Here is a 25,060-nt window from a genome sequence, read left to right on the forward strand (position 1 = left end):
AAAGTTAACAGCTTCCTCAAATGTTTACAAGAAATTTGAGGGGAAGGTTCAGGGTCAAGTCTGACATTCGGACACGAACTCTGCCGTAAGCAACGTTACGGCAGAGTTCGTGTCCGAATGTCAGACTTGACCCCCGTTGTTTACAGCACTTTTTTCAGCCAGGCGCTGATGTGGTCCACTTCTTCCTGGCACAGCGAGTGTTGCATCGGGTAGTCGTGCCATTCGACGTGGTAGCCCAGTTGCTGGAGCAGGTCGCGCGATTGTTCGGCGCGGGCCACCGGGATCACCGGGTCCATGCGGCCGTGCACCATGAAGATCGGCGTGGCCAGGCTGGCGGCCGTATGCTCGGCGGCGGCCTTGGCGGCGATCGGCACGTAGCCCGACAAACACATCAGGCCGGCCAGCTTTTCCTGCAGGCGCATGCCGGTTTGCAGCGTCATCGCACAGCCCTGCGAGAAGCCGGCCAGGATGATGCGCTCGGCCGGGATGCCGCGCGCTTTTTCACGCTCGATCAGCGCTTCCACCTTGGCCTGCGAGGCGCGCAGGCCGGCTTCGTCTTCCTGGCGGCCCAGGTCGCTGGCGACGATGTCGTACCAGGCACGCATCACGTAGCCGTTGTTGATGGTCACCGGCATGGTGTCGGCGTTGGGGAAGATGAAGCGGATCGCCGGCAGGCCGCGCAGGTCCAGCTCGTGCAGCATGGGCACGAAGTCGTTGGCGTCGGCGCCCAGGCCGTGCATCCAGATGATGGCCACGCTCGGGTTGGCGCCGGTTTCTTTTTCGATGGTTTGCAACAGGGTGCTCATGGGCGTCCTCAGGGTTGGGGGCGTAGCGCGGATTTGGGGCGGAAGGCCTGGCACACGGCCGGGTCGGTTTCCATGTAGGGACCGCCGATCAGGTCGACGCAGTAGGGCACGGCGGCGAAGATGCCGCCCACCAGCACGGCGCCGGCAGCGTCCCGCAGGCCGCCCAGCGTCTCGGCGATGGCCTTGGGCTGGCCGGGCAGGTTCAGCACCAGCGCGGCATGGTCAAGCGTTTCGCGGATCACGGCGGTCTGGCGCGACAGGATCGCGGTCGGCACGAAGTGCAGGCTGATCTGGCGCATCTGCTCGCCGAAACCGGGCATTTCCTTGGTGCCGATGGCCAGCGTGGCTTCCGGCGTGACGTCGCGCCGCGCCGGGCCGGTGCCGCCGGTGGTCAGCACCAGGTGGCAGCGGGCGACGTCGACCAGTTCGGTCAGCGTGGCTTCGATCTGCGCCCGTTCGTCGGCGATCAGGCGGGTTTCAAGCCGGTAGGGAGTGGTCAGGGCGCGCGCCAGCCAGTCTTGCAGGGCCGGCAGGCCCAAGTCCTGGTAGACGCCGCCGCTGGCGCGGTCGGAGACCGACACCAGGCCGATCACCAGGGTGTCGACGTTACTCGTCATCGGACTCGCTGTCTTCGTCGTCGGTCTCGGCGGCAGCCTTGCCCTTCTTGGACTCGATCTGCTTGAGGATCTGGAAGATCTCGCGGTAGGCCTTCGGCGGCTTGTTCTCGGCCTGTTCCTTGCGGGCGTTGCGGATCAGCGTGCGCAGCTGCTGCACGTCCAGTTCCGGGTTCTCTTCCAGCAGCACGGTCAGCGCCTTGTCGTCGACCAGCAGCTTGTCGCGGCGGCGTTCCAGCGCGTGCATGGCGGCCGTCTCCGACTTGGAGGCGCCCTTCCAGCTGTCGATGGTTTGCTGGATCACGGCCACTTCGGCCTCGTCCAGGGTGCGCATCTTCTTGCCCACGTACTGCATCTGGCGGCGACGGCCCTCGTGGTTGGTGATCTGCTGGCAGGCCAGGATGGCTTCCAGCACGTCCTCCGGCATCGGCACGCGCTTGACGCGGTCGCGCGGGGCTTCGACCAGGGTTTCGCCCATCTTCTGCAGGGCGTCCGACTGGCGTTTAAGCTCGGTTTTGGACGGGCGTTCGTATTCTTGTTCGAATTCGGTGGAGCTGAAGCCGACGGCTCCGCGGTTGGGATTTACCATAATATTAACTTTCGGTTCGGCACGTGGCCGCACCTGTAAACTGTAAACGACTGCTATGATACCTGTTTTAGTGGCCACCCGAAGATTACAGCCCATGAGCGATACCCATTTTACCCACACCCAGGACCAGTTGAAGCAGCTCGCACGCGATGTGCTGGCGTTCGCCAAGGAGCAGGGCGGCACCGATTGCGCCGTCGAAATCAGCGAAGGCAGCGGCTTGTCGGTGTCGGTACGCAAGAGCAAAATCGAGACCATCGAGCAAAACAAGGACAAGGGCATGGGGGTGACGGTGTTCATCGGCCAGCGCCGCGGCAACGCCAGCACCTCGGACTTTTCGCAAGCGGCGCTGAAGGCGACGGTGGAGGCGGCCTACAACATCGCCCGCTTCACCTCGGACGACGACTGTGCCGGCCTGGCCGACGCCGACCAGCTGGAACTGGCGCCGCGCGACCTGAAGCTGTTCTATCCGTGGGATATCTCGACCGCCGACGCGGTGACCTTGGCGCAGCGCGCCGAGGCGGCCGGCTTCGACGTCGATCCGCGCGTCACCAATTCGGAAGGCGCCGGCGTGCATGTGCAGCAGTCGCACTTCGTGGCGGCCAACTCGCGCGGCTTCATCGGCGGCTATCCGTATTCGCGCCACACGCTGTCGGTGGCGATGATCGCCGGCAAGGGCTCGAAGATGCAGCGCGACGACTGGTACACCTCGGTGCGCGACGCCAAGCAGATGTCGGCGCCGGAAGCGATCGGCCGTTACGCGGCCGAGCGCGCGCTGGCGCGCCTGAACGCGCGCACCATCGACACCCGCACCTGCCCGGTGCTGTTCGAGGCGCCGCTGGCGGCCGGCCTGCTGGGCGCCTTCGTGCAGGCGACCTCGGGCGGTGCGCTGTACCGCAAGTCCACCTTCCTGCTCGACTCGCTGGGCAAGCAGGTGCTGCCCAAGCATATCCAGATCAAGGAAGATCCGCACGTGGTCGGCGGCGTCGGTTCGGCGCCGTTCGATGAGGAAGGCGTGCGCACCGTCAAGCGCGACGTGGTCAAGGATGGCGTGGTGCAGGGCTATTTCCTGTCGACCTATTCGGCGCGCAAGCTGGGCATGACCACCACCGGCAACGCCGGCGGTTCGCACAACCTGTCGCTGACCTCGTCGCTGACCAAGAAGGGCGACGACTTCGCCGCCATGCTGCGCAAGATGGGCACCGGCCTGCTGGTGACCGAGCTGATGGGCCAGGGCACCAACTACGTGACGGGCGATTACTCGCGCGGCGCGTCGGGCTATTGGGTCGAGAACGGCGTGATCCAGTATCCGGTGGAGGAGATCACCATCGCCGGCAATATGAAGGACATGCTGGCGCAGATCGTCGCCGTCGGCGCCGATGTGCTGGTGCGCGGCACCAAGCAGACCGGCTCCATCCTGATCGAAAACATGGTGGTGGCCGGCGGCTGATCGCTGGCTTACTCTCGCTTGCAGTGCGTGCTTGACGGCAGGCCGCAAGCGACCAGTCTGCCGACGTCGGGGTTGGTCAGATAGTTCAGGTGCGCGTAGTCCGGGCGCTCCAGCAGGCCGAAGTAGGTGCTCGCGTTGGAGACCAGGATGTTGTACACCGTCACACCCTGGCGCGCGTATTTTTCCGATTGCAGCGTGTACGACAGCAGGTCGTTGGGATCGGTGAACGCCACCAGCGTCAGGCGTTGGTCGGCGGCGGCCGTTGCGGTCGGCCGCTTTTGCAGCAGCCGTTGCAGACTGTCGGGCGTGGCCGGCGCCAGTGCCGGCGCGCCTATCTGCTGATCGGCCAGCGACAGCAGGGGTATCTGGTTGGCCGCCATCACCAGCAAGCGCAGGCGAGCCACCGCCTTTTGCGCCACCAGCGCCGCGCGCGAGCCGGGCGCTTCCTCCGTCATGCGCAGCAGGGTGTCGAACAGGATCTTGCTGCCCATGCTGTGTGAAATCACCACCAGCGGTATATCCGACGCGGCATCGCCGGCGTCCAGCACCTGCAAGATCGCATCGCGCATGCGGCGCTGCATGTCGTCGCGCGCCACGCCCTGGTAGACCAGCGCGTCGGGCAGGCAATCGTCGATCAAGCCATCCTTGAAGCGCGCGTTGAGGCGGGCGCGGGTGGATGTGAACGGCGGCGTGCCTTCGCAGATGGACGACTTGCCGGTTTGGTCGTAGCACAGCTGGCGCTTGAGGCCGGTGGTCAGCGGCGACCAGATCAGCGCATTGAAACGCAAACCGCCGGCGGGCGTCGCGACGCTGGACGATACGATCTGGACCTGTAGGCTGCCAGCGGCGGCATGGGCGGAAGACGAGCTGGTCGCGCCCGTGAGCGATTGCATCAGCTGGCCCACCACCACGCCGGCCCAGCTGGCGTCATGGGTGCAGATGCCGTGCACCAGCAGCACGTCGGCGTTCTTGCCGCCGGCGCCGGCGGCCAGGTCGATCAGGCCGGGGAAGGTGGTGCCGGCGTCCAGCAACTGCGGCGGACGGTAGGGCGTGGAGCAGGCGCACAGCATCAGCACGATCAACAACAGTGCGCGGCGTTTCCAAGTCAGGGTATGCATGCTGAACCTCCAGTCGCGGCGCGCGGGTGCGCCGATGAGGTCCAGTGTATTTTTCCCTGCGGCGGCGATATTGTCGCGCCGCAGGGAAGGGCTCAGCTAAGGACTTACTGCTGGGCCAACAGCGATTGCAGCACCGGCTGCAACACCGACTTGCCCAGTTCGGCGCTGCGGGCGCCGTTCCAGCCGGTGTCCGGATCCGGATCGTTGGCGTTGTCCTTGAACGGCATCTCCACGGTCAGCGACAGGCAGCCGAAGGCGTGGGTGATGTGCGGCGAGCCCATGGTCAGGGTCTCGTCGGTGTACGGCGTTTCGCCGTAGCCGTAGTCGTCCTGGAAGTCCGGGCTGGCGATCAGGAAATTGTCGATGAAGTATTGCTGCGCTTCTTCCTGGTCCGGGGTGAAGGTCGGCAGCGACTCGCTGCCCGCCACGAACACGTAAGGCAGGCCTTCGTCGCCGTGGATGTCCAGGCACAGGTCGCAGCCGATTTCCAGCATCTTGTTCTTGACCAGGAACACTTCCGGGCTGCGTTCCATGGTCGGGTTCAGCCATTCGCGGTTCAGGTTGGCGCCGGCCGCGTTGGTGCGCAGGTTGCCGCGCACCGAGCCGTCCGGGTTCATGTTCGGCACCACGTAGAACACGGCTTCCTTCAGGCACTGGCGGCCGAAGGGATTGGCCGGGTCCAGCAGCGCCTCGACCATGCCTTCGACGAACCACTCGGCCATCGTCTCGCCCGGATGCTGGCGCGCGATGACCCAGACCTTTTGCTCCGCTTCCGGATCGCCGATGACCAGCATGTTCAGGTCGCGGCCGTCGATGGTGTTGCCCAGGTCGACCAGCTTGACCAGCGGCGACAGTTGCGCGTTGTCCAGCAGCGACAGGTGGCGCTCCCACGAGTACGGCTCGAAATAGGCGTAGTAGACGCTGTCGTATTCCGGCGTGTGGTTGATGGTCATGACGGTGCCGTCATAGGTGGTCGGCACGCGGAACCAGTTGTCGCGGTCGTAGCTGGCGACGGCCTGGTAATCCTTCCAGCCGTCCGGATAGGCGGCGCTGCCGGCGTTCAGGAAGCGCAGCGCCAGCGGCGTGCTTTGCGCGCCCTGCACGCGGAAATAAAACCATTGCGTGATGTCGGCGTGCGAGTCCTTGCGGATGTTCAGGTCGATGGCGGCCGGATCGTCGGCACGCAGGACCTCGATGGCGCCGGCGTCGAATTGCTGGCTGATTTTGATAGACATGGCTGAATCCCGGTAAATTCTATGTAAGAAATTTGTTTGCGCTTGTGGCGCAGTGGCGACATGATACAGGGTCGCGCCAAGCCCGGGGTCAAGTCTGCGCCAACGCAATGCCGGTCGTGCCGGCTTTGCTAAGTTGAGGGAGGCTGCCGCAGGAGTACAATCCCCATGACCCCCACGCTGTTTCGCCAAGCCGGCTATCGGTACTTCTTTTTCTCGCGCGAGGAAACCCGAATGCACGTGCATGTGTCTCACCCTGACGGCTCGGCGAAATTCTGGTTGGAGCCGGAGATCGCGCTCGCAGAACATACCGGCCTGTCGGCGCAGCAGTTGCAAACGGCTGCGCGGTTTGTCGCTGCGCATCAACAGGAGATGCAAAATGTCTGGCGCACGTATTTCTCACAATGAGTCATCCGCCGAGCGGGCCGGCGAAGTCCGCATACTCGACATTTCGCCGCACGGCTTCTGGGTCGATCTGGGCGACGAAAAACTGTATGCGGCCTACGTGGACTTCCCGTGGTTTGCCAGCGTCACTTTGGCGCAGCTGGAGGACGTGCTGCGCCCCAGCCCCGAACACTTGTATTGGCCGGCGCTGGACATCGATCTGTCGGTTGCCTCGCTGCGTGACCCTGCCGCGTTTCCGCTGGTAGCCGCGTTGACGCCGGCCCAGCGCTAGGCCAGGCCGCCGAAGCGGTCGAAGAAGGCGGGCTCGGCGGCGGGGGCTGCGGTGTCCTCGCGGCGCAGCGTGGCGTCGATGTGCTGCTCGGCCGCGGCATAGACGGCCAGATAGATGGCCCGCGTCAGCTCGTAGGCCAGCGCGCCCGGCCATGGCGTCGGCAGCAGCTCGACCGGCAGTTGCGGATCGTGCAGCTGCACCCGGCGATAGGCGTGGATCAACAATGTGCGCACCACATAGGCTTGCTGCGGCGCCAGTCCGCCTTCCGCTTCGGCCGCCTGCACCGCCGCCAGCAGCGGCTCGAATTGCGCGATGAATTGCTGGTAGCCCTGCGCCACGCCGCTCAGGTCCCAGCCGTCGGCCACCAAATCGCTCAAGGCCCGGCCGCTGACCTGGCGCATGGCCTTGCCCTGCACCACGAACAACTTGCCCGCCACCCCCAGCCGCTTGAGCAGCTCGTCGAGCGCCGGCCCGTCGGCCGCCGGATGGCCCATGATGCCGGGCGCGATCACGCTATAGCCTTCCCACAGCAATTCCTTGCGCACCGCGCTGCGCTCGGCCGCGTTGAGCGCGCCGTCGCCGTTGAGGATCAGGGTCCAGCTGCCGTCCCAATGCACATTCAGCGGCGCATAGATGCGGCGGTAGGCGTGCACGAAGCGCGTCATCGCCGGCGGCGTGATCGCGTACGAGCTGCGGCGGCCGTCGCGCTGCGCCCCCAGCCAGCCTTCCTGCGCCAGCCGGAACACCGAGGTGCGCAGCAGCCGGTCGTTGACGCCGAACGGCGCCAACAGCTCGATCAGGCTGCCCAGCCACACCATGCCACCGTGCGGCACGATGGCGTCGCCGAAGATGGTCACCACCAGCGACTTCGAGCGCGGCGGGTCGCTGGCCAAAAATCCGGTTATCCAGTCGTTGCAATTCATGGGCAGACATCTCTTTCTATACACACAAACAAGAGTTTACTTTGCCTGGCCATCGGCGCAGCATTTATTTCACCGTCGTTGCCGATGGGATACTGATTTTTGATCTGAGTCAAAAAATTCGTAGTCAAAGCAAAATATGTATCGTATTATGGATCATCAGCGATGAGGAGACAGCGATGTATGCACAAATGGTGGAGACGGGCCTGAGCACGGTCCGCACGGCGGACGACATGGCCGCCGACGAGCGCGCCTTCCAGGCCCGCATCGACGACGGCGTCAAGATCGAGGCCAAGGACTGGATGCCGGACGCCTACCGCAAGACCCTGATCCGGCAAATTTCCCAGCATGCGCACTCGGAAATCGTCGGCCAGCTGCCCGAGGGGAACTGGGTGACCCGCGCCCCTACGCTGAAACGCAAATCCATCCTGTTGGCCAAGATCCAGGACGAGGCCGGCCACGGCCTGTACCTGTACAGCGCCGCCGAAACGCTGGGCGTGTCGCGCGACGAGCTGCTGGCAGCGCTTCATTCCGGCAAGGCCAAGTACTCCAGCATCTTCAACTACCCGACCCTGTCGTGGGCCGACATGGGTGCGATCGGCTGGCTGGTCGACGGCTCGGCCATCATCAACCAGATCCCGTTGTGCCGCTGCTCCTACGGTCCGTATGCGCGTGCCATGATCCGCGTCTGCAAGGAAGAATCGTTCCATGCGCGCCAGGGCTACGACATCATGATGGCGCTGGCCAAAGGCACGCCGGAACAGAAGGCGATGGCGCAGGATGCGCTCAACCGCTGGTGGTGGCCGTCGTTGATGATGTTCGGCCCTTCCGACGCGGAATCGGTCAACAGCGCGCAGTCGGCGCAATGGCGCATCAAGCTGTTCTCCAACGACGAACTGCGCCAGCGCATGGTCGACCAGACCGTGCCGCAAGCCGAATACCTGGGCCTGACCGTGCCCGACCCCGACCTGAAATTCAACGCCGAGACGGGCCACTACGAATTCGGCGCCATCGACTGGAGCGAATTCCACAACGTCTTGAAGGGCAACGGCCCGTGCAACCGCGAGCGCCTGCGCACACGCGTCAAGGCCTGGGACGACGGCGCCTGGTTCCGCGAAGCGCTGGTCGCCCACGCCGACAAACACGCCACCGCCAAAGCAGCATAAGGAGATCAAGATGAGCAAAGAATGGCCACTGTGGGAAGTATTCATCCGCAGCCAGCACGGGCTGGCGCACAAACACGTCGGCAGCCTGCACGCGCCGGACGCCGAAATGGCGGTCAACAACGCGCGCGATGTCTACACCCGCCGCAATGAAGGCGTCAGCATCTGGGTGGTGCGCGCAGCCGACATCGTCGCCAGCAGCCCAGGCGACAAGGGCGCGCTGTTCGAGCCGTCCAACAGCAAGGTGTATCGCCACCCGACCTTCTTCCCGATGCCGGAAGAAGTCAAGAACCTGTAAGCGGAGTCCATCGTGCAGACCAAAGTAAATTACCTGCTGCGCCTCGGCGACAACGCCCTGATCCTGAGCCAGCAACTGTCGCAGCTGTGCGGCAAGGGCCCGGCGCTGGAAGAGGACATGGCGCTGACCAACGTCGCGCTCGACCTGCTGGGCCAGACCCGTTTGTGGTACGAGTACGCGGGCGAGCTGGAAGGCGCCGGCCGCGACGAAGACAAGCTGGCCTACCACCGCGACGCCCACGACTTCAAGAACTGCCTGCTGCTGGAGCAACCGAACGGCAACTACGCCGACACCATGGTGCGCCAGTTCTTCTTCGACGCCTGGCACTACTTCCTGATCGTCGGCCTGACGCGCAGCAGCGACACGCGTATCGCCGCCATCGCCGAGAAATCGCTGAAGGAAGTGACCTACCACCTGCGCCGCAGCGGCGATCTGATCGTGCGCCTGGGCGACGGCACGGACGTCAGCCACGCCAAGACGCAAGCGGCCGTGAACGAACTGTGGATGTACAGCGGCGAAGTATTCGCCTACGACGCCATCGATGACGCGATGGTGGCCGAAGGCGTGGCGCCAGCCGCCGCCGACCTGCGCGCGCAATGGCTGGCCCACGTGGCCGAGATCCTGGGCGAAGCCACGCTGACCATGCCGCCAGCCGACGCCTGGATGCAAAGCGGCGGCAAGCAAGGCCGCCACAGCGAGCACCTGGGCTACATCCTGGCCGAGATGCAGTTCCTGCAGCGCGCCTATCCCGGCTCCATCTGGTAACAGGGAGTCCGCCATGACAGCCGCCGCCACCAGCGCCGCCGATCACTCACCCGCCGCCGCCCTAGTCTGGGCCTGGCTGGCCGAGGTCTCCGACCCTGAAATCCCAGTCATCTCGATCGTTGACCTGGGCATCGTGCGCGACGTGCAGCTGGCCGCCGACGGCGCCTGCACCGTCACCATTACGCCGACCTATTCCGGCTGCCCGGCGATGCAGGTGATCGCCGACGCCATCACCGAGGCCCTGCACGCACACGGCCTGCAAGACGTGCGTCTGCAAAACCAGCTGTCGCCCGCCTGGACCACCGACTGGATGAGCGAAGCGGGCAAGGCCAAGCTGCAAGGCTACGGCATCGCGCCGCCGGCGCAGCAGGTGATCGACATCAGCGGCCTGCACACAGGTCCGCACGCCGCCATCTCGCGCCGCGCGCAGCCGCGCCTGACGGTGGCCTGTCCCAACTGCGGCTCGTACCACACCGAAATCACCAGCCAGTTCGGCTCCACTCCCTGCAAGGCCTTGTACAAATGCCTGGACTGCCGCGAGCCCTTCGACTACTTCAAGTGCCACTAAAAAGATCATGAGCAAATTCCACCCGCTGACCGTCTCGCAAGTGCGCAATGAAACGCGCGACACCATCGCCGTCACCTTCGCCGTGCCGCCCGAGCTGCAACAGAGCTTCAAATTCCAGCAAGGCCAGCACCTGACGCTGCGCGCCCAGATCGGCGACGAAGACGTGCGTCGCTCGTACTCGATCTGCTCCGCCGTGCAGGAGGGCGCGCTGCGCGTGGCCATCAAGCGCACCCAGGGCGGCCTGTTCTCCAGCTGGGCCAACGACACCATCAAGCCCGGCATCACACTCGACGTGATGCCGCCGATGGGCCACTTCAACGTGCCGCTGGACGCCGCCAACCGCAAGCACTACCTGGCCTTCGCCGCCGGCAGCGGCATCACGCCCATCCTGTCGATCATCAAGACCACGCTGGCGGCCGAGCCGCACAGCCGCTTCACGCTCTTCTACGGCAACCGCGCCTCGTCGTCGGTGATCTTCAAGGACGAGCTGTCCGACCTGAAGGACACCTACATGGAGCGCCTCAAGCTGGCCTACGTGATGAGCCGCGAGCAGCAGGACATCGAACTGTTCAACGGCCGCATCACCAAGGAGAAGGCGGCGCAATTCCTGAAACACTGGGTGTGGGTGGAAGACATCGACGTCGCCTTCATCTGCGGCCCGGAGGACATGATGCACGGCGTCTCGGAAGCTTTGCAGGAAGCCGGCATGCCGAAGGCGCAGATCAAGATCGAACTGTTCGCCGCCAGCATCCCCAAGAACCAGCACAAGCCGCGCGCCATCGACCCGCAAGCGGGCCGCCACGAAACCGAAGTCACGGTCATCCTGGACGGCAACGCCACCAGCTTCACCATGGACCAGGACAAGGAATCGCTGCTCGACGCGGGCCTCAAGGCCGGCATCGACATGCGCTACTCTTGCAAGGGCGGCGTGTGCTCGACCTGCCGCTGCAAACTGCTCGAAGGTAAAGTCGACATGGACGTCAACTACGCGCTGGAAGACTACGAAATCGCGCGCGGCTATGTGCTGAGCTGCCAGAGCTTCCCCATCACCGACAAAGTCGTTATCGACTTCGACCAGGCCGAATAAAAAACATCCCACCGGAGACGCCATGAACTACGAGAACATCCTCTTCGATATCACCGACGGCGTCGCCACGCTGACGCTGAACCGCCCCGATAAGCTCAACAGCTTCACCCAGGCCATGCACGAGGAAGTGCGCCACGCCATGCACAAGGTCAGTCACGACAAGAGCGTGCGGGTGTTCGTGCTGACCGGCTCCGGCCGCGGTTTCTGCGCCGGCCAGGATCTGTCGGATCGTTCGGTGGAGCCGGGCGCCCGTCCGGTCGACCTGGGTGACTCGGTGGAAAAAAACTACGCCCCGCTGGTGCTGGCGCTGCGCGCCTTGCCTATGCCGGTGATCTGCGCCGTCAACGGCGTGGCCGCCGGCGCAGGCGCCAACATCGCGCTGGCCTGCGACATCGTGCTGGCCGCAAAATCCGCCTCCTTCGTCGAAGTGTTCTGCAAACTGGGCCTGATCCCCGACACCGGCGGTACCTACTTCCTGCCACGCCTGATCGGCAGTGCGCGCGCCATGGGCCTGGCCATGTTGGGCGATAAGCTCAGCGCCGAGAAGGCCGAATCCTGGGGCCTGATCTGGAAGGCCGTGCCGGACGACGAACTGGCCGCCGAAACGCAGGCCATGGCGCGCCACTTCGCCACCGCGCCAACCAAGGGCCTGGCCTTCACCAAACAAGCCTTGCAATGCAGCCCGCACAATTCGCTGCAACAGCAGCTGGCGCTGGAATGCGAAATGATGAGCGAACTGGGTCGCAGCGACGACTACCGCGAAGGCGTGGCCGCCTTCATGGAAAAGCGCGCGCCGCAATTCAAGGGGAAATAAGATGGCAGCTCTCTATACCGACCGCGCGGTCGCCGTCATCGGCAGCGGCGCCATGGGCGCCGGCATCGCGCAGGTGGCGGCCGTCGCCGGCTACACCGTCAAGCTGTTCGATACCCGGCCGGAAGCCGTGGCCAAGGCCATGTCCGACATCGCCGCCGCGCTGAACAAGCTGGTGGCCAAGGAGCGCATGAGCGCCGTCGACTGCGCCGCTTCCATCGCCCGCGTGCAGGCGGCCATCACACTCAAAGACATCGCCGGCTCCGCGCTGGTGGTCGAGGCCATCGTCGAGAACCTCGACGTCAAGCGCGGCCTGTTCGCCGAGCTGGAGGCCATCGTGGCCGACGACTGCATCCTGGCCACCAACACCTCGTCGATCTCCGTCACCGCCATCGCCGCCAAGCTGCGCGTGCCGGCACGGCTGGTCGGCATGCACTTCTTTAATCCGGTGCCGTTGATGGCGCTGGTCGAAGTGATCAGCGGCCTGGCCACCGACGCCACCGTCGCGCAAACCGTGTACGACACCGCCGCCGCGTGGGGTAAACAGCCGGTGCACGCCAAGTCGACGCCGGGCTTCATCGTCAACCGCGTGGCGCGGCCGTTCTACGCCGAAGGCTGGCGCCTGCTGAACGAGCAGGCCGCCGACGCCGCCACCATCGACGCAGTCATGCGCGATTGCGGCGGCTTCCGCATGGGCCCCTTCGAGTTGATGGACCTGATCGGCCACGACGTCAACTTCTCGGTCACGCAATCGGTGTTCGGCGCCTACTTCAACGATCCGCGCTTTACGCCATCGGTGCTGCAGCAGGAGATGGTCAACGCCGGTTTCCTCGGCCGTAAATCTGGCCGTGGCTTCTACCATTATGGCGATGCCGCTCCCGCCGTGCCGCAACCGCAGGCGGAAGCCGCGCAGCCGAAGCCGGAATTCGCCAGCTACACCATCGAGCCGGGTGCAGCGGTCGGTCCATCGCATGCGGTCGGCGGCGCGGTGTGCGACGCGCTGGCGGCGCGCCTGCGCGCCTCCGGCATCAATATCTCGCACCGCAAGACGCCGGAAGTGCGCAGCCACGTGGCCGGCACCGACGACGCGCCAGCATTCCACTGCAACGGCGCCGCCATCTACCTGACCGACGGCCGCAGCGCCACCCAGCGCGCGCACGACAGCCATCATCCGGACACGGTGCTGTTCGACCTGGCGCTGGACTACGCCACCGCCAAGCGCATCGCCGTCAGCTGCGCGGACCAGTGCTCGCCTGCGGCCTTCAACGCCGTGGTGGGCCTGTTCCAGGCGGCCGGTTTCACCGTCACGCGACTGGACGACGTACCCGGCCTGGCCGTCATGCGCACGGTCGCCATGCTGGCCAACGAGGCGGCGGACGCCGTCAACCAGGGTGTCTGCAATGCAAAAGCGGCGGACATCGCCATGCAGAAGGGCGTCAACTACCCGCGCGGGCCGCTGGCCTGGGCCGACGCTGTCGGCATCGGCCAGATCGTCGCCGTGCTGTCCAACCTGGCCGCAGGCTATGGCGAGGACCGTTATCGCGTGTCGCCGCTGCTGCGCCGCAAGCAGGTAGCGGGAGGACGCTTCCATGACTAAGACCGCCATGCTGGCCTCCGCGCTCAACGTCGAAGAAGCACAGGCGCTTGCGCAAGCCGTCGGCGCCGCCATGTTCGAGGGCGACCCGGCCTCGCAGGGACTGGGCATGAAGATCGACGCCATCTCGCCCGGTCACGCCCGCATGTCGATGCCGGTGCGCGCCGACATGTTGAACGGCCATGGCAGCTGCCACGGCGGTTTCATTTTCACGCTGGCCGACAGCGCCTTCGCCTTCGCCTGCAATAGCCACAACCTGACCACCGTGGGCGCGGCCTGTACCATCGACTACCTCGCGCCCGCCCGCCTGCACGACGTGCTGACCGCCGACGCGACCGAGCAGGCGCTAGCCGGAAAAAGCGGCGTCTACGACGTCAAGGTCACCAACCAGGACGGCCGCACCGTCGCGCTGTTCCGGGGGAAGTCGCACCGGGTCAGCGGTCATATACTGCCGCAGCACGCCGAGTAACGAGGAGACACCGATGGTTCAACGCACACCCGCGCCGTCCGATCTGGAGCCGATCGAACGCGCCAGCAAGGACGAGCTGCAAGCGCTGCAACTGGAGCGCATGAAGTGGTCGCTCAAGCACGCCTACGACAACGTCGCGCATTACCGCGCCGCGTTCGACGCCGCCGGTGTCCATCCCGACGACCTGCACACACTGGCCGACCTGGCCAAGTTCCCCTTCACCGGCAAGAAAGAACTGCGCGACAACTACCCGTTCGGCATGTTCGCCGTGCCGCAGGAGCAGGTAGTGCGCGTGCACGCCTCCAGCGGCACCACCGGCAAGCCGACCGTGGTCGGCTACACCCAGAACGACATCGACACCTGGGCCAACGTGGTGGCGCGTTCGATCCGCGCCGCCGGCGGCCGTCGCGGCGACATGGTGCATATCTCCTACGGCTACGGCCTGTTCACCGGCGGCCTGGGTGCGCACTACGGCGCTGAACGACTGGGCTGCACGGTGATCCCGATGTCCGGCGGCCAGACCGAAAAGCAGGTGCAGCTGATCCAGGACTTCAAGCCGTCCATCATCATGGTCACGCCGTCGTACATGTTGAACATCATCGAGGAATTCCAGCGGCAGGGCCTTGACCCCGCCGCCAGCTCGCTCAAGGTCGGCATCTTCGGCGCCGAGCCGTGGACCGACGCCATGCGCGGCGAGATCGAACAACGCGCCGGCATCGACGCGGTGGACATCTACGGCCTGTCCGAAGTGATGGGCCCTGGCGTCGCCAGCGAGTGTATCGAGAGCAAGGACGGACCGGTGATCTGGGAAGACCATTTCTACCCCGAGATCATCGATCCCGAAACCGGCGAGGTGCTGCCGGACGGCGAGGAGGGCGAGCTGGTATTCACCTCGCTGAGCAAGGAAGCGCTGCCCATCGTCCGCTACCGCACGCGCGACCTCACGCGACTGCTGCCGGCCACTTCGCGCTCGATGCGCCGCATCGGCAAGATCACCGGCCGCTCGGACGACATGCTGATCATCCGCGGTGTGAACGTGTTCCCGTCGCAGATCGAAGAACTAATACTCAAGATGCCGAAACTGGCGCCGCAATACCAGCTGGTGATCAGTCGCGACGGCCACCTCGACAAACTGGACGTGCTGGCCGAGCTGCGGCCCGGCGTCGCCGATAGTGAAGTCGAAGCGCTGACGCGCGAGCTTGAACACCACATCAAAACCTATGTCGGCGTCACCACCAAGGTGCGCCTGCTGGCCCCCAACGGCATCGAGCGCACATTAACGGGCAAGGCCCGCCGCGTGGTCGACCAGCGCCCAAAAACTTAAGGAGATTCCGTGAACGACGCTTTTATTTGTGACGCCATCCGCACCCCATTCGGCCGCTACGGCGGCGCCCTCGGCGGCGTGCGCGCCGACGACCTGGCCGCGCTGCCCATCGCCGCGCTGATCGCCCGCAATCCCGGCGTGGACTGGTCCAAGGTCGATGACGTCTACTACGGCTGCGCCAACGGCGCCGGTGAAGACAACCGCAACGTCGGCCGCATGGCCGCGCTGCTGGCCGGCTTGCCGGTCGATGTCCCCGCCAACACCATCAACCGCTTGTGCGGCTCCAGCCTGGACGCGGTCGGCATCGCCGCGCGTTCCATCAAGGCCGGCGAAGCGCAGCTGGTGATTGCCGGCGGCGTCGAAAGCATGACGCGCGCGCCTTTCGTCATGGGCAAGGCAGACAGCGCCTTCTCGCGCGCCGCCAAGATCGAAGACACCACCATCGGCTGGCGCTTCGTCAATCCGCTGATGAAGGCCAAGTACGGCATCGACAGCATGCCGGAGACGGCCGAAAACGTCGCCCAGGAATTCGGTATCAGTCGCGCCGACCAGGACGCGTTCGCGGTGCGCAGCCAGCAGCGCTGGGCCGCCGCCCATGCGGCCGGCGTGTTCAAGGATGAAATCGTACCGGTCACGCTAGTACAGAAAAAAGGCGATCCGAAGATCGTCGACACCGACGAGCATCCGCGTCCGGACACCACGGTGGAGATGCTGGCCAAACTGAAAGGCGTGGTCAAGCCGGATGGCAGCGTCACGGCCGGTAACGCCTCGGGCGTCAACGACGGCGCCTGCGCGATCCTGCTGGCGTCGGCCGCCGCCGCCGAGCAGTACGGCCTGCGCAAGCGCGCCCGCGTGCTGGGCATGGCGACCGCCGGCCTGGCGCCGCGCATCATGGGCTTCGGTCCATCGCCGGCGTCGAAGAAGGTGCTGGCGCAGGTCGGCCTGACCATCGAACAGATGGACGTCATCGAATTGAACGAAGCCTTTGCCGCGCAGGGCCTGGCCGTCACGCGCGATCTCGGCCTGGCCGACGACGCGGCACATGTCAACCCGAACGGCGGCGCCATCGCCATCGGCCATCCGCTGGGCGCATCCGGCGCGCGGCTGGTCCTGGCGGCGCTGAACCAGCTGGAACGCACCGGCGGCCGCTACGCGCTGTGCACCATGTGCATCGGCGTTGGGCAGGGCATCGCCCTCGTCATCGAACGCGTGTAAAGCGCAGGAGCGCCGTCATGGTCAAAGTCTACGAAATCAACGGCGTCACGCCGGTGGTCCACCCGACCGCCTACGTGCATCCCAGCGCGGTACTGATCGGCGACGTCATCGTCGGCCCGCGCTGCTACGTAGGCCCGCTGGCCGCGCTGCGCGGCGACTTCGGTCGCCTGATCCTGGAGGAGGGCGCCAACCTCCAGGACACCTGCGTCATGCACGGTTTCCCCGGTGCTGACACGGTGGTCGAGCGCGACGGCCATATCGGCCACGGCGCCGTGCTGCACGGCTGCCGCATCGGCCGCAACGCGCTGGTTGGCATGAACAGCGTGGTAATGGACAACGCCATCATCGGCGCCGACAGCATCGTCGCCGCCATGAGCTTCGTCCGCGCCGGCATGCAGGTGCCGCCGCGCAGCCTGGTGGTCGGCACGCCGGCCAAGGTGGCGCGCGAACTGCGCGACGACGAGATTAAATGGAAGACCGAGGGCACCGGCCAGTACCAGGAACTGGCGGTGCGCTCCATGAACACCATGCGCGAAGTGGAAGCGCTGACCGAAGTGGAACCGGACCGCAAGCGCGTCGAGTGGGAAAGCTCGCTGCCGCTGCACCTGCACAAAAACGCCCAAGCATAATCAACGGAGAGTTAAACATGGCATCAACCCTGCAAAGCTGGATCGGCGGCCGATGGATCGGCGCCGAAGCGTCTGCACCGCTGCACAGCGCCTTGAACAACGCGCTGATCTACCACACCCACGCCGAGAAGATCGACTTCGACGAAGCCGTCACCTACGCCCGCAAGACCGGCGTGCCGGCGTTGATGAAGATGGATTTCCAGCAGCGCGCCGCGCGCCTGAAGGCATTGGCGCTGTACCTGGCCAGCCGCAAGGAAGAGCTGTACGCGATCTCGCACCTGACCGGCGCCACCCGCGCCGACAGCTGGGTCGACATCGAAGGCGGCACCGGCACGCTGTTCGCCTACGCCAGCATGGGCAGCCGCGAGCTGCCGTCGTCGAACGTGCTGCATGAAGGCCCGGCCATGGCGCTGGGTAAGAACGGCGGCTTCTCCGGCACCCACATCCTGGTGCCGCGCGGCGGCCTGGCGGTGCACATCAACGCCTTCAACTTCCCGATCTGGGGCCTGCTGGAGAAGTTCGCGCCCAGCTTCCTGGCCGCCATGCCGTGCATCGGCAAACCTGCCTCCGCCACCAGCTACCTGACCGAAGCCCTGGTGCGCATGATGAACGATTCCGGCCTGCTGCCGGAAGGCGCGCTGCAACTGGTTATCGGCAGCACCGGCGACCTGCTGGACCGCCTGGGCGGCGCCGACGTCGTCACCTTCACCGGCTCGGCCGATACCGCCGCCAAGCTGCGCACCAACCGCAACCTGATCGCCAACTCGGTGCCGTTCACCGCCGAAGCGGATTCGCTCAACTGCGCCATCCTGGCGCCGGACGTCACGCCGGACGACGTCGAGTTCGACCTGTTCGTCAAGGAAGTGGCGCGCGAGATGACCGGCAAGGCCGGCCAGAAATGTACCGCCATCCGCCGCATCATCGTGCCGGAAAATATGGTGGACGCGGTCGGTACGCGCCTGCGCGAGCGCCTGGCCAAGGTCAGCATCGGTGATCCGTCGGTGGAGGGTGTGCGCATGGGCGCCCTGGCATCCAAGGAGCAGCAGCGCGACGTCGCCGAGCGCGTCGAGCTGCTCGCGCGCGGCAACGAGGTGCTGTTCAGTGAACGCGACGGCTTCAAGTTGATCGGCGACGGCGTCGCCAACGGCTCCTTCTTCTCGCCGACGCTGCTGCTGTGCCGCGACGGCATGCGCAACGACGCGGTGCACGATATCGAGGCCTTCGGCCCGGTCAGCACCATCATCAGCTACAACGGCATCGACGAGGCGCTGGCGCTGGCCGCGCGCGGCAAGGGCTCGCTGGTCTCCACGCTGGTGACCAAGGATCCGGCCACCGCTGCCTACGCCGTGCCGATGGCTGCCGCCTCGCACGGTCGTGTGCTGATCCTGGAACGCGAAGCGTCGGTCGACTCGACCGGCCACGGTTCGCCGCTGCCGCAACTGAAGCACGGCGGCCCTGGCCGCGCCGGCGGTGGTGAAGAGCTGGGCGGCATCCGCGCCGTGCGCCACTTCCTGCAACGCGCCGCGGTGCAAGGCTCGCCGACCATGCTGGCCGCCGTCACCGGCGAATACGTGCGCGGCGCTAAAGTGCAGGAGAGCGAAGTCCATCCGTTCCGCCGCTACTTCGAAGACCTGAAGATGGGCGATTCGCTGCTGACGCACCGCCGCACCGTGACCGAGGCGGACATCGTCAACTTCGGCGGCGTCTCCGGCGACTACTTCTACATGCACTTCGACGACATCGCCGCCAGGGACACGCAGTTCGGCAAGCGCATCGCGCACGGCTACTTCGTGCTGTCGGCCGCCGCCGGCCTGTTCGTGTCGCCGGCGCCTGGTCCGGTGCTGGCCAACTACGGCCTGGACAACCTGCGCTTCATCACGCCGGTGGCCATCGGCGACACCATCCGCGCGCGCCTGACCTGCAAGCGCAAAGTGGACCGCAACCGCACCGACGACAAAGGCGTCGGCCAGGGCGTGGTCGCGTGGGACGTGCAAGTGACCAACCAGAACGACGAACTGGTGGCCAGCTACGACATCCTGACATTGGTGATGAAACACAGCTAAAGTAGTAACCGCGCCGGGACAAGATAGTCCCGGCGCGGCGGAGTGCGAGGTGTTACTTGCGCAGTCCGAACGGATCGTCGATGCTGTGGGCCGGTTCGGTGAACCACTTCGGACCGTTCTCCGTCATGTAGAAATGGTCCTCGTGGCGTACGCCGAATTCGCCGGGGATGCAGATCATCGGCTCGTTCGAGAAGCACATGCCCACGTCCAGCGGCGTCTTGTCGCCGCCGACCAGATACGGCCATTCGTGGATATCGAGGCCGATGCCGTGGCCGGTGCGGTGCGGCAGGCCTGGCAGCTTGTAGCCGGGACCGAAACCGTCCGCCTCCAGCGAACGGCGCGCGGCCATGTCCACCTGCTCGCACGGCACGCCCAGCTGCGCCGCGTTGAAGGCCGCCACCTGCGCCGCCTTTTCGCTGTTCCACACCGAACGCTGACGCGCGCTGATTTCGCCGTACACATAGGTGCGCGTGATGTCGGAAATGTAGTTGTGCAGTTTGCAGCCTGTATCGATCAGCACAGTGTCGCCCGGTTGCAACGTTTGCACATAGCTCACACCATGCGGATAGGCGGTCGCCTCGCCGAACAGCACGATCACGAAGTAGGAACCGGAGGCGCCGACCTTGCGGTGCGCGCGGTTGATGAACTCTTCCACTTCAACGGTGGTGATCCCCTCGCGCAGCATGCTGGCGGTGGCCACGTGCACGGCCAAGGTCATGTCCTTGGCGCGCTGCATCAGCGCGATCTCGTTGGCGGACTTGCGGGTGCGGCAGTGGGCCGTGACCTTGCCGGCGTTTTCCAATGCGTAGCCATCGGCCAGCGGACGGATGCCGTCGTAGATGAAGAAAGCCGCGCTCTCGCAGATGCCGACGCGCGGCGCAACGCCGCCCGCAGCCGCTGGCGCGATGCCCATGCGCTTGAGCGTGTCGACGAACAGCTGGTACGGGCTCTCATGCTCGTGCCACGTATTGACGTTCCCCTCGACCAGCATGAAGTCCTTCAGCGTGCTCTCTTCGAAAGCGGGGGCGATGTACTCCACCGCGCCGCTGGCCGGCAGAATGGCGCCGACCATGCGCTCGCTGGCGTGCCACTTGGTGCCGGTGAAGTAGGTCATGTTGGAACCGGCGTTGACGTAGATCGCCGCGATGCCCTGGTCGCGCATGTAAGCCTGCGCGCGTGCCAGGCGCTGGAGGTGCTCGTCCTTGCCGATGGGGACCGCGCCTGCGGTCATGTCGGACAGCGAGGCCAAGGCCTCTTCCATGGTTTTTCCGCCAATAGTCATTTTTATATCCCTGAATTGATTTGCGTGACTGCGCGGATCTGTGTCTGCGCCAGCCGACGATCATAACAGTTTTGCCCCCGTCGCCAAGTCACAGACAGGTAATACGCCAATGCTAGTGTGCCGAATTCCGCATCCACTTTCAGGACTCACCATCATGTCGCTTGCCTCCCATTTTCGTCCACGCCAATTGCTGATTCCGACCGCCATAGTCATCCTGCTGAGCGCCGTCGCATGCGGCGGCGACCAAGCCGCAGCCGTCGTCGTGCCGCCGATTCCGAGCGGCCGCTGGATCGCCGGCGACCTGCACACCCACACCACGCAGTCGCCCGATACGGACATCAGCCAGACGCTGGACAAGGTGCTGGGCAAGGCCTTCACCACCTATGGCCTGGACTGGATGGCGGTCAGCAACCACCTGCGCCTGTCGTCGCGCGACGAAAAGGGCGCGCCGCTGCCGGCGGCGATTCCGCTGTCGCTCGGCGTCGAGCGCTATGAGATCCCGCGCGTGCAGGCCTTGCAAGCGGCCGGCACCTACGCCGACAAGTTGATCTTCTCCGGCTTCGAGTGGGACATGCCGACGCATGACCACATCGGCATCGGCCTGTTCGAGGGCAGCGACAAGCTGGCCTCCAGCACCAAGGGCATGAAGGAATTCGAGTACCTGTTCACCACCCGTGACGCGGCGCTGTTCGATGCGGCCGATGTCGCCGCATGGAAGGCCAAGTACGGAACCACCCGCTACAACGCCACCGCCGACGACGCGCTGAAGGCCATCAGCTGGTTGAAGGACAACTACCCGGACACCAGCTACGCCGTGGTCAATCACCCGTCGCGCAACAAGGGCAGCTACACCATCGACGACTTCCGCCGCTTCAACGACCTCGCGCCGAACATCATGTTCGCCATCGAAGGCATGGTTGGCAACCAGATGGAGCCGGACCGCGGCGGCTACACGGCCGCCTACACGCCGGAGAACGCGCCGCTGCGCGCCTACGGCGGCGTGGACTACATCGTGGCCAAGGTCGGCGGCACGTGGGATGCGCTGCTGGGCGAAGGTCGCCGCATCTGGAACCTGACCGATTCGGACACCCACTTCAAAATCGTCGGCAACAGCAGCAGCGGCTACTTCCCCGGCGAGTACGCGAAGAACTACGTCTTCAACAGCGCCCAGGGCAAGCCGGCCGCCAAGGACCTGCTGCAAGGTCTGCGCTCCGGAAAAATGTTCTCGTCCTACGGGGACCTGATCAACGCGCTGGACTTCAACCTGGCCAGCAAGGATGACCGCAAGGAGATGGGCGGGGAACTGAAGGTGGTCAGCGGCGACAAGGTGACGATCACGATCCGCTTCAAGTCGCCGGCCAAAAACAACTACGAGAAGCCGGTCGACAGCGGCACCGCCGCCAACGTCAAGCCGGTGGTCGACCACGTCGACCTGATCGTCGGCGACGTTACGGCCAAAGCCACGCCGGGCAGCGCGGCCTACAGCGTGGCCACCAACGCCAGCACGCGCGTGGTGAAGCGCTTCAACAGCGCGGACTGGAAGGTGGATGCGGACGGCTACTTCAGCATCAGCTACGAGACCACCGCCAGCAAGAACCAGTACTACCGTCTGCGCGGCACCAACCTTGGCGCCGATGTCGCCGGCTTGACCCAGGATGGCGAACCGCTGGCTGACCAGCGCACCGGCACCACCGACAACACCGCGCGCTTCAACGACATCAACGACCGTAACTACCGCAGCCTGTGGTTCTACTCGAACCCGGTGTTCGTCAGCCTGCGCTGATTACTTCGTTATCAGGCTGACTTTGTCGAGCACGAAGGAGGTCTGCTTGGAGCGGTCCTCCCGCATGGCGAACGACAGCGTCACCGTCTGGCCCTTGAAGGCGGCCAGGTCGTAGCTGCGAATCTGGTAGCCGTCGGCGGCGTCGAGGTTGGACCAGGTGGCCAGCGTGCGCAGCACGGCCCCCGTGCTGCTCCGCACGGTGACGACCAGCCGGTCGTAAACCGTGGGCTTGGTTTCATCGGTGTCGATATGCAGTGCGAAGGTCAACATCGCCGACGTGGCGTTCGACGGTATCGTCACGGACTGGGTCAGCACTTCGATCGCGTAGAAGCCGTTGCCGCCCAACCAGGCGTAGCGCGTGCCTTCGTACGCCGGCTGGTCGGCGAAGCTGCCGATCACGCCGGTGCTGCCGTGCCATCCCGTGGTGCCGTTTTCAAAGCCGCCGTTGGTCACGCGCTCGGTGCCGCCACCGCCGGCGGCGACGGTCAGTGTCGCCTTGGCCGAGGTGGCGCTCCTGGGTGGCGATGCGGCGTCGCTGACGACCGCGTTGAACATCGCGCCGTTGTCGGCGATCTGCGCCGTCAGCGAGTAGCTGGCCGCCGCCGCGCCGGCGATCTCGGCGCCATTGCGGTACCATTTGTAGGCATAGGGCGGCGTGCCGCCGCTGGCGCCCACGCTGAATGACGCGGTCGCACCGGGCGCCACGGTCACGCTGGCCGGCTGCGTGGTGATCGAGACATCGCCGCCGGACGTGCCGCCTTCGTCGACGTCGGCGCCGACGTTGATCGCCGCGTAGGCGCGCTGCACGGCGATGGCCTCTTTCGATCCGGCGCCGTACAGCTCCTGCGCGGAAGCGAGCACCTTGGCGCGCGCGTCGGCGTAGTTGGTCGACGAGGTGAACTTGGTGGTGTTCGCCTTGAACCAGATCCGGTAGGCCTTGTCGTTGCCCACGCCCGTCATCGCGGCGGGGCTCTTCACCAGGTATTTGCTGTAGTAGTCGGACGCGGGATCGCTGCTGGAGCCCTGCGAGAGGAAGTAGTACATGCGGTTATTCGGTCCGCTGGAGTAGTGCACGTCCAGGTATTTGATGGTGCTGCTCCATGCGTCGGGACTTTGGCCGTCCTTGCTCGGCTTGTACATCCAGCGCAGCGGCTGGCCGGTCTTGCTGATCTCCTTGCCCATCATCCAATCGTTGCCGGTGGCCGGTATCACGGCGCCGGTGCCGCCCGCGCGCGCGTAGGCTTCCACCATTTCACCGCCGATGTCGGAGTTCGATTCGTTCAAGCCGCCCGATTCGCCGGAGTAGGTCAGGTCCGAGGTCGACGCGGTCACGCCGTGCGACATCTCGTGGCCGATCACGTCGATGGAGCCCAGGCTGTAGAAGCTGTTGCCGTCGCCGATGTACATGCATTTGCAGCTGTCGTCGTAGAAGGCGTTGTCGTAGGACGTATCGACGTGGGCGGCGATGTAGGTGGCGGTGTTGTTCCCGTCCAGCGAATGCCAGCCCAGCGCGTTCTTGTTGGCGTCGTAGGTGTTCATCAGGCCCCACAAGGCGTTGACGGCGGCGGTCTGGCCGTTGGCATTGGTGGTGCTGCCGCCGTTGATGTACTGCTTGCCGTCGCCCCAGGTGTTGCTGCTGTTGGTGTAGATGCTGCCGGGATCGGGATTGTTGGCCGAGCTGTGATCGGCGTTGGTGATCGCCATGCCGCCGAATTTCCCGCCGACGCCGCGCGAGTCGTCCAGCATCTGATAGCTGGCGCCGGACAGCGTGGTATTGATCGGCACCACGCCGTTGTATTGGCTGTTGCCGGTGCCGACCACCGTTTTCAGCGCCTGCCACTGTGCGATGATGGCGCCGGTCTTGGCGTCGACGACGGTGTCGTAGTAGATTGGTTTGCCGTCTTCCGCCATGCGCAGCTTGACGTAGTAGGCCAGCTGGTAGCTGTCCACCACCTCTTCCACGTCGAGCGCATTGAGCTCGGACTCCGGCTTGTTCAGCGCCGACGGCAGACGCACCGTTTTCATGACCGGGTAGATCAGCAGCTCGGCGCTGGGCGGCCAGCGATTGGTGCCGCGCGGGGCGATGGAGTTGGCCGCCACGGTAATGGCGTCGTTGGCGCTCAGCGTGGGCACCATGTCGCTGATGGAGGCCGGCGCCAGGCCGGTGGCCAGCCGGCCGCGCCGGTCGGCGCTCGAGACGCTGACGATCTGGCCGGCGGCGTTGGTGACCACCACCGACTCCGAACCGAACACCCGCAAGCCTTTGTAGGTGTGCTGGGCGCGGACGATCTTTTGTCCGACCACGCCGGGATGCAGGCTGCTGATGCGGAAGCTCAGGTCGGGCGGGACGCCGCGCGCGGCGTCCATCGCCGCCAGTTGCGCGACCAGGCCGGAGCTGTCCTGCGGCGTGAGCGTGTTGACCGGAGGGGCCATCAGTTGGTCTGCCGCGAGCGTCGCGGTGGCGGCCAGCAGCGCGGTCGCAGCGGCGACGGCGGTGGTGGCGGGTAGCAGGCGTGTACGCAGGATCATCTCATCCTCCCAAGTTCGACCATTCCAGCTGGCATCGAATGATGTCGCCGATTCCGCGTGGCGGATGAATCACGCTAG

General features: G+C 65.4%; 24 protein-coding genes. 16 read left to right on the forward strand and 8 right to left on the reverse strand.

All coding sequences use genetic code 11. The features are described from left to right. Positions 1-140 precede the first annotated feature (140 nt). From AC07OK_RS29210 to yjgA, 3 genes are read right to left on the reverse strand one after another with little or no spacing between them, the layout of a single operon-like run. Complete coding sequence (locus tag AC07OK_RS29210; RefSeq protein WP_494693561.1) at positions 141-806, reverse strand: alpha/beta hydrolase; 666 nt, start codon at positions 804-806, stop codon at positions 141-143. A gap of 8 nt (positions 807-814) precedes the next feature. After that, complete coding sequence (mog, locus tag AC07OK_RS29215) at positions 815-1,423, reverse strand: molybdopterin adenylyltransferase (protein ID WP_494693562.1); 609 nt, start codon at positions 1,421-1,423, stop codon at positions 815-817. Next, the gene (gene yjgA, locus AC07OK_RS29220; protein WP_494693563.1) at positions 1,413-2,009 is read right to left on the reverse strand and encodes a ribosome biogenesis factor YjgA; all 597 of its coding nucleotides are present in this window, start codon (positions 2,007-2,009) and stop codon (positions 1,413-1,415) included. Before yjgA ends, mog begins: the two co-directional genes overlap by 11 nt. A 94-nt stretch (positions 2,010-2,103) precedes the next feature. Between yjgA and pmbA the strand changes: the two genes are divergently transcribed. Next, complete coding sequence (gene pmbA / locus AC07OK_RS29225) at positions 2,104-3,456, forward strand: metalloprotease PmbA (RefSeq protein ID WP_494693564.1); 1,353 nt, start codon at positions 2,104-2,106, stop codon at positions 3,454-3,456. A gap of 8 nt (positions 3,457-3,464) precedes the next feature. Here the strand turns inward: pmbA and AC07OK_RS29230 are convergent, their stop codons facing one another. Together AC07OK_RS29230 and AC07OK_RS29235 are read right to left on the reverse strand one after the other, a co-directional pair. After that, positions 3,465-4,574 carry a hypothetical protein gene (locus AC07OK_RS29230; RefSeq protein WP_494693565.1) on the reverse strand — a complete coding sequence of 370 codons (1,110 nt, stop codon included), beginning with the start codon at positions 4,572-4,574 and terminating at the stop codon, positions 3,465-3,467. A gap of 104 nt (positions 4,575-4,678) precedes the next feature. Continuing rightward, positions 4,679-5,809 carry a M14 family metallopeptidase gene (locus AC07OK_RS29235; protein WP_494693566.1) on the reverse strand — a complete coding sequence of 377 codons (1,131 nt, stop codon included), beginning with the start codon at positions 5,807-5,809 and terminating at the stop codon, positions 4,679-4,681. 165 nt (positions 5,810-5,974) lie between these two features. Between AC07OK_RS29235 and AC07OK_RS29240 the strand changes: the two genes are divergently transcribed. Together AC07OK_RS29240 and AC07OK_RS29245 are read left to right on the forward strand one after the other, a co-directional pair. Continuing rightward, complete coding sequence (locus AC07OK_RS29240) at positions 5,975-6,214, forward strand: DUF4160 domain-containing protein (protein WP_494693567.1); 240 nt, start codon at positions 5,975-5,977, stop codon at positions 6,212-6,214. Then, entirely contained in the window at positions 6,186-6,482 is a 297-nt protein-coding gene (locus tag AC07OK_RS29245) for a DUF2442 domain-containing protein (protein WP_494693568.1), read from the forward strand. The genes AC07OK_RS29240 and AC07OK_RS29245 overlap by 29 nt, the downstream gene beginning before the upstream one ends. Here the strand turns inward: AC07OK_RS29245 and paaX are convergent. Further along, on the reverse strand, positions 6,479-7,405 hold the full coding sequence (gene paaX, locus AC07OK_RS29250; protein WP_494693569.1) for a phenylacetic acid degradation operon negative regulatory protein PaaX: 927 nt from the start codon (positions 7,403-7,405) through the stop codon (positions 6,479-6,481). The two genes, AC07OK_RS29245 and paaX, sit on opposite strands and share 4 nt — an antisense overlap. Before the next feature lie 176 nt (positions 7,406-7,581). On the opposite strand from paaX, the gene paaA reads away from it, so the two are divergent. Genes paaA through paaZ form a run of 12 tightly spaced genes read left to right on the forward strand, consistent with a single transcriptional unit; the run spans position 7,582 to position 19,388 of the window. Continuing rightward, complete coding sequence (gene paaA, locus AC07OK_RS29255; RefSeq protein WP_332852891.1) at positions 7,582-8,568, forward strand: 1,2-phenylacetyl-CoA epoxidase subunit PaaA; 987 nt, start codon at positions 7,582-7,584, stop codon at positions 8,566-8,568. Positions 8,569-8,578: 10 nt separating this feature from the next. Beyond that, positions 8,579-8,863 (forward strand): 1,2-phenylacetyl-CoA epoxidase subunit PaaB, encoded by a 285-nt coding sequence (gene paaB, locus AC07OK_RS29260; RefSeq protein WP_020701068.1) that lies wholly within the window; start codon positions 8,579-8,581, stop codon positions 8,861-8,863. A gap of 12 nt (positions 8,864-8,875) precedes the next feature. After that, the gene (gene paaC, locus AC07OK_RS29265) at positions 8,876-9,628 is read left to right on the forward strand and encodes a 1,2-phenylacetyl-CoA epoxidase subunit PaaC (RefSeq protein WP_494693570.1); all 753 of its coding nucleotides are present in this window, start codon (positions 8,876-8,878) and stop codon (positions 9,626-9,628) included. Positions 9,629-9,641: 13 nt separating this feature from the next. Then, positions 9,642-10,196, forward strand: a complete 555-nt coding sequence (gene paaD, locus AC07OK_RS29270; protein ID WP_494693571.1) for a 1,2-phenylacetyl-CoA epoxidase subunit PaaD — start codon at positions 9,642-9,644, stop codon at positions 10,194-10,196. 7 nt (positions 10,197-10,203) lie between these two features. Beyond that, positions 10,204-11,283 carry a 1,2-phenylacetyl-CoA epoxidase subunit PaaE gene (gene paaE / locus AC07OK_RS29275; protein WP_494693572.1) on the forward strand — a complete coding sequence of 360 codons (1,080 nt, stop codon included), beginning with the start codon at positions 10,204-10,206 and terminating at the stop codon, positions 11,281-11,283. 22 nt (positions 11,284-11,305) lie between these two features. Next, positions 11,306-12,097: a 2-(1,2-epoxy-1,2-dihydrophenyl)acetyl-CoA isomerase PaaG gene (gene paaG / locus AC07OK_RS29280; RefSeq protein ID WP_494693573.1), complete on the forward strand. Its 792-nt coding sequence runs from the start codon at positions 11,306-11,308 to the stop codon at positions 12,095-12,097. Between the two features lies 1 nt (position 12,098). Beyond that, positions 12,099-13,691, forward strand: coding sequence for a 3-hydroxyacyl-CoA dehydrogenase PaaH (gene paaH / locus AC07OK_RS29285; protein ID WP_494693574.1), 1,593 nt, complete (start codon positions 12,099-12,101; stop codon positions 13,689-13,691). Next, positions 13,684-14,157 (forward strand): hydroxyphenylacetyl-CoA thioesterase PaaI, encoded by a 474-nt coding sequence (paaI, locus tag AC07OK_RS29290; RefSeq protein ID WP_494693575.1) that lies wholly within the window; start codon positions 13,684-13,686, stop codon positions 14,155-14,157. Before paaH ends, paaI begins: the two co-directional genes overlap by 8 nt. 13 nt (positions 14,158-14,170) lie before the next feature. Next, a complete protein-coding gene (gene paaK / locus AC07OK_RS29295; RefSeq protein WP_494693576.1) occupies positions 14,171-15,481 on the forward strand; it encodes a phenylacetate--CoA ligase PaaK in 1,311 nt (436 codons plus the stop codon). 9 nt (positions 15,482-15,490) lie between these two features. After that, entirely contained in the window at positions 15,491-16,696 is a 1,206-nt protein-coding gene (pcaF, locus tag AC07OK_RS29300) for a 3-oxoadipyl-CoA thiolase (protein WP_494693577.1), read from the forward strand. Between the two features lie 17 nt (positions 16,697-16,713). Next, entirely contained in the window at positions 16,714-17,325 is a 612-nt protein-coding gene (gene paaY / locus AC07OK_RS29305) for a phenylacetic acid degradation protein PaaY (protein WP_332852900.1), read from the forward strand. A gap of 17 nt (positions 17,326-17,342) precedes the next feature. Further along, the gene (paaZ, locus tag AC07OK_RS29310) at positions 17,343-19,388 is read left to right on the forward strand and encodes a phenylacetic acid degradation bifunctional protein PaaZ (protein WP_494693578.1); all 2,046 of its coding nucleotides are present in this window, start codon (positions 17,343-17,345) and stop codon (positions 19,386-19,388) included. Between the two features lie 52 nt (positions 19,389-19,440). On the opposite strand, the gene AC07OK_RS29315 is transcribed toward paaZ, so the two are convergent. After that, on the reverse strand, positions 19,441-20,670 hold the full coding sequence (locus tag AC07OK_RS29315) for a M24 family metallopeptidase (protein ID WP_494693579.1): 1,230 nt from the start codon (positions 20,668-20,670) through the stop codon (positions 19,441-19,443). Between the two features lie 154 nt (positions 20,671-20,824). Here AC07OK_RS29315 and AC07OK_RS29320 point away from each other — a divergent pair, with 154 nt between their 5' ends. After that, positions 20,825-22,453: a CehA/McbA family metallohydrolase domain-containing protein gene (locus AC07OK_RS29320; RefSeq protein WP_494693580.1), complete on the forward strand. Its 1,629-nt coding sequence runs from the start codon at positions 20,825-20,827 to the stop codon at positions 22,451-22,453. Here AC07OK_RS29320 and AC07OK_RS29325 read toward each other — a convergent pair whose 3' ends face one another. After that, a complete protein-coding gene (locus AC07OK_RS29325; protein WP_494693581.1) occupies positions 22,454-24,982 on the reverse strand; it encodes a M4 family metallopeptidase in 2,529 nt (842 codons plus the stop codon). Positions 24,983-25,060: the final 78 nt, after the last annotated feature.

Source organism: Duganella sp. GW821-FHT07G03, from assembly GCF_059418605.1.